Origin of the sequence: Candidatus Accumulibacter phosphatis (assembly GCF_012939955.1) — a bacterium.
GTDB lineage: Bacteria > Pseudomonadota > Gammaproteobacteria > Burkholderiales > Rhodocyclaceae > Accumulibacter > Accumulibacter delftensis.
The window spans coordinates 1-4,511 of sequence record NZ_SPMY01000087.1 but is presented as its reverse complement, the minus strand read 5'-3'; the positions used below and the strand labels follow the sequence as shown (position 1 = coordinate 4,511).

7 protein-coding genes are annotated in these 4,511 nt (G+C 53.2%); all 7 read left to right on the top strand.

What is annotated here, in order from left to right; translation table 11 throughout:
- Positions 1–1,412: 1,412 nt before the first annotated feature.
- A complete protein-coding gene (locus E4Q23_RS24340) occupies positions 1,413–1,574 on the top strand; it encodes a hypothetical protein (protein ID WP_248595633.1) in 162 nt (53 codons plus the stop codon).
- A gap of 76 nt (positions 1,575–1,650) precedes the next feature.
- Positions 1,651–1,980, top strand: coding sequence for a vWA domain-containing protein (locus tag E4Q23_RS24335; RefSeq protein ID WP_248595632.1), 330 nt, complete (start codon positions 1,651–1,653; stop codon positions 1,978–1,980).
- A gap of 114 nt (positions 1,981–2,094) precedes the next feature.
- The gene (locus E4Q23_RS24690; RefSeq protein ID WP_169068459.1) at positions 2,095–2,343 is read left to right on the top strand and encodes a protein phosphatase 2C domain-containing protein; all 249 of its coding nucleotides are present in this window, start codon (positions 2,095–2,097) and stop codon (positions 2,341–2,343) included.
- Positions 2,318–2,542, top strand: coding sequence for a protein phosphatase 2C domain-containing protein (locus E4Q23_RS25410; protein WP_211203883.1), 225 nt, complete (start codon positions 2,318–2,320; stop codon positions 2,540–2,542). The genes E4Q23_RS24690 and E4Q23_RS25410 overlap by 26 nt, the downstream gene beginning before the upstream one ends.
- The gene (locus tag E4Q23_RS25405; RefSeq protein WP_169068457.1) at positions 2,502–2,837 is read left to right on the top strand and encodes a protein phosphatase 2C domain-containing protein; all 336 of its coding nucleotides are present in this window, start codon (positions 2,502–2,504) and stop codon (positions 2,835–2,837) included. Before E4Q23_RS25410 ends, E4Q23_RS25405 begins: the two co-directional genes overlap by 41 nt.
- On the top strand, positions 2,834–3,694 hold the full coding sequence (locus E4Q23_RS21120; protein WP_169068456.1) for a hypothetical protein: 861 nt from the start codon (positions 2,834–2,836) through the stop codon (positions 3,692–3,694). Before E4Q23_RS25405 ends, E4Q23_RS21120 begins: the two co-directional genes overlap by 4 nt.
- A gap of 202 nt (positions 3,695–3,896) precedes the next feature.
- On the top strand, positions 3,897–4,511 hold the full coding sequence (locus E4Q23_RS25400) for an OmpA family protein (RefSeq protein WP_423753371.1): 615 nt from the start codon (positions 3,897–3,899) through the stop codon (positions 4,509–4,511).

The following is a 4,511-nucleotide window of genomic DNA, read 5'->3' as shown; positions in this document are numbered from 1 at the left end:
ACGAGTCTGGACCGGTGCCCCCGAGCGACTGCTTACTGAGGAGCGCTACTCGCCTTTTCGACCCAAATCGGGCTCTATGTCGTTTCGTGTGGAACTGGCCGCTGGCCACCGCCAACAGCCGAGGTCGGTCGGCGATCCCGAGCAGCGGTGTTGCCGGCGTTGAGGACGCGGTCAAGGGCGGGCGGAGCCCGGCGAAGCGTACCCTTGAGGGCGTCCGAAACGCCGATATGCGAAAGGGCTTGGGGCTGGTTGCGGCTTTTCGCGGCCAGCGCCCGAGCCCGTCCGGCGGCAAGGACTTCACCGCCCTCGAGGGCGGGGCCAGGGGTGGGGGCGCCCGAAGGGCTCTGCAGAGGCATCCGCCTCACCGGGGCGGTTCCACACGAAACGACATAGACCCTCCATATTCAGTCATGAGGAACAAGATATTTATCTAAAGTTCCTTTGGTGGATGCCGTTCAGAACGAAAGGAAGGTTGGAAATTAGTCAAACGTCTCGTCATTTAGTTGGTTCTCGCAGGAATATTTTGCTCTATGTCGTTTCGTGTAGAACTGGCCGCTGGCCACCGCCAACAGCCGAGGTCAGTCGGCGATCCCGAGCAGCGGTGTTGCCGGCGTTCCGGTTGAGGACGCGGTCAAGGGCGGGCGGAGCCCGGCGAAGCGTACCCTTGAGGGCGTCCGAAACGCCGATATGCGAAAGGGCTTGGGGCTGGTTGCGGCTTTTCGCGGCCAGCGCCCGAGCCCGTCCGGCGGCAAGGACTTCACCGCCCTCGAGGGCGGGGCCAGGGGGGGAGGCCGAAGGGCTCTGCAGCGGCATCCGCCTCACCGGGGCGGTTCCACACGAAACGACCTAATCCGGAATATTTGAAGCCAGATGCCGACTGTCGTTTGGGCTGCTGTTGTGTGACGACAACAAAGACTTCAGGCATTGCGGAATCGGTGGCGCCGAATAAGTGTTCTAATCGATCACCATTTCTAAAGGAAGAAAATCAAATGATCACATGGGGTAGCTCGACAAAAAATTTGTGCAACCTGCTCGCTTTGGGGCGGGATGCGCGATCTAGGAAAAATTGTGCCTGCGCCTTTTGTTCGTGCGGACGCCAACGCTAGAGGTCGGTGTTTGGGTGGAGGCTATCCAAATCTGGATATGGCTCCAGGTGCGTCGTGCTCGAAGTATGTAAAGTGGCCGGCACTAAGCTAGGTCAAACGTGGAAAGCTTTTCGCTTCCAGGGTGATGGTCACAAATGCTGCGCTGAAGAACGAGGTGCGCTAACCGATTTTGGAGTAGGCGTTATAAAGATTGACTTTAACCATTTTTGTTGGGCTTGCAAATAATGGTGGCGCGGCTGCGTTTCCTGAAATTATGAAACACCTAGAAGATGTCTACTTCCATTCTTTAACTAAGGAGGGCTTAAAATGCCTACGGCAATTCCGATTCCAGATGTGGCGCTGATGGACAATACCGATGAACGGACGCCATTGGTTATCGTTTTAGATCGCTCTGGCAGTATGGCTGGAGAGTGCATCAACGCGCTAAATTCCGGTCTGATAGCATTGGAAAAGGCTTTAAAAAAATGATCCAACCACTTCAACCCGTGGGCGGATAAAAGTAATTCAGTTTGGTGGCGCGAATGACGTCAGTGAGGATTTATGGGTGGATGCGATGGATTTTTCGGCGCCAACGCTAGTAGCCGATGGTTCAACGCCTACCGGCGCTGCGATCAGGGCGGCACTTAAGGCGATTCAAGAGCAGAAGGATGAGCTAAAGGCCGCTGGAATTTCCTACAAACGCCCGATTTTGATGTTGATGTCCGATGGAGTTCCCTCAGACGCTTGGGAAGATGCAGCAGAGGCTTGCAGGGCTGCCGAAGCTGCTAATAAGGTGACGGTTTTTTTCCATAGGAGTCGGCAATGGTGCGGACTTGGGCGTACTGGGTCGTTTCTCGAGCAGGGGAGCAAAACTGATTTCGAGCACTCAATTTAACGACTTATTCGTTTGGTTAAGTGCTAGTGTCAAAGCCGTGTCGCAGACCGCGAAAGGCCAGATTGCCCAGCTACCACCAACTGACAGTTGGGCATCTGCAGGGACCAATTGAGTATGGAGAAATTGTGGCAAGTATACGCTGCTTCGGCCATCGGCAAGGGGCACATTGATGGCAACCTTCCGTGCCAGGATTCTTTCGGTCATGCCGTCGGGGATGGCCGGTTGGTCGCGGTTGTTTGTGATGGCGCTGGTTCCGCAGCCCAAAGCCATCTCGGGGCACGCGTGTGCGCAAAGGTCATAAGTCATTTTTTTAGCAGATTACGCGGGCGCATCTGTAGTGGCCTGCGACCGATCTGTGATTGAGCAGGCCGTTGAAGCAGCGCGTGCTGAAATTGCTGAGAATGCCCGTGATTTGGCCATACCCACGCGTGAATTGGCTAGTACGCTGGTCGGCGTAGTACTGCGCGAGGAAGGAGGCTGCCTGTTCCACATTGGGGATGGCATTGCGGCAGTAGAACTGCTTGGGGGGGGAGACTGTCCTTTCGCTGCCGGAAAATGGTGAATATTCCAACGAAACATACTTCGTCACATGCGACGATTGGCAGACACATCTGCGCGTAATGTCTTTTTCCGGCGAGATTAACTTTGTGTCATTAATGAGTGATGGCGCAATGTCGTTTGCAATTAATCGTGGGCGTACAGGGCTGTCCGGGCCATTCATGGACCCCGTGAAGTTCTATTTATCGACAGTTAATGAAGCCGATGGATGTGAAGCACTCCAAGCAACCCTTGCCGACGAACGTACTTGGCCGATTACCAGCGATGACAAAACAATTCTACTGATACGGCCTTCGTGAACCACCCGATAACCATTGTTGTTCTGGTTGATGCTAATAGAAAAACCAGAAATGTAGCTCTTGGTAAGGAATTGGCTAGTGGCGGTGCGGGCACCGTCTATCAGGTAGCTGGGGAGCCAGCCACTGTAGTTAAGCTGTATCATTCTGAGACTCTCAGGCAAGTCGGCAAGGAATATGCAGATAAAATCTTCTGCCTATTGCAGAATGCGCCGTCATTGCCATCGTCGGCAGCGGGAATAATTCAGCTGTCTTGGCCATTTGCTATGGCGAGAGATGTCTCGGGAAATTTCGTCGGATTCGCGATGCCGACGCTTGATTTCAACAAGACCGAGTCTCTGGAGTGCATCCTAGTACCAAAGATGGCGGGGCAGAAGAGTCTGCGATCAGATTTGGGAGCGCGCATCACAGTCGCAGCCAATCTTGCGGGGGTCGTAAGCGCAATCCACGATAAGGGCCATCGAATAGTCGATCTGAAACCCGTCAATCTCCGCTTGTATCGTCAGGAACTTTATGTCGCGGTACTCGATTGCGATGGGTTCCATGTAAATATGCCTGGTCGAGCTTTTTCGGCACCACAAACGACCCCTGAATACACTGCTCCCGAATTCCAAAACAAGCACATTGCCGAACCTGAGCATCAGGATCGGTTTGCGCTAGCGGTTATTATTTTTCGGCTACTCAACTTTGGGATCCATCCTTACGATGGCATAGCCAAAAAGAATAATGCGCCTACTGATCGACAGGGCAGATTGGCTAGAAACATGTACCCTTATGGTATAAGGCCTCATGGTTCTATCGATCCACAACATGTTAGCGCACATGCCTGTTTTCCAAATGAATTGAGGCGCTATTTTTGATCGTGCATTTGGCACTTTGCCCACGCTGCGGCCAACATCGCGCGAATGGGCGGATATCCTTAGGGAATACGCTTTGAAAAGCAGTGCATTGCTTGCGCAATGCAGCAATGGGCACTGGTGGTTTATCGGACAGAAATGTGGAGCATGTTATCGGGAAGGTGTAATTTATCACTTTCAATCCGCAGGCTCAACACAGCCCCGAATGCAACAACAAACCCAAGCCCACCAAAAGCCTGGCATTTCGCCGACAGCTTGGAAACCCCCTATAACCGCATCCAAAGCCCCGCAGTCATCATATGCTATTAGTAAAGTTGTTAGGAGTCTTGTTATCGTTGGGGCTCTAATAGGTCTTTGGTTTGCCTTTAGTAGTACTGAGAGTCCCTCTAACGATCGAGAGGTAGGGTTCCCTCGATATGGCTTCGGAGTGACAAGCTTGAGCCCTGAGCATAAGGAGTGGATCGATGGGGGTCTCGCCGAAGTCAAATCCATGAATGGGAGGGTGTATTCGGTAACAGTTTCGGCTCATACGGATCGCATAGAACAAGCTGGAAACCAAGGCATCTCCATGGAACGCGCTGTCGCTGCCAAGGAGTATTTAGTCAGCAAGGGTGTCCGAATGCATCCTTATAACGTTAGAGGGAAAGGCAATGAGGAGCCGCTCACCAAGCCCGACCAGTGCACAGGGCCGACGAGCTCGCAAGTCATAGAATGCCTAGCGCCTGACCGCCGTGTTGAATTTGAAATCGTATGGTTTAAACCCGATGAGCACGCCGATGGAGCTCTTCATGTGGACCGACTATACTTGGTGCGTATGTGA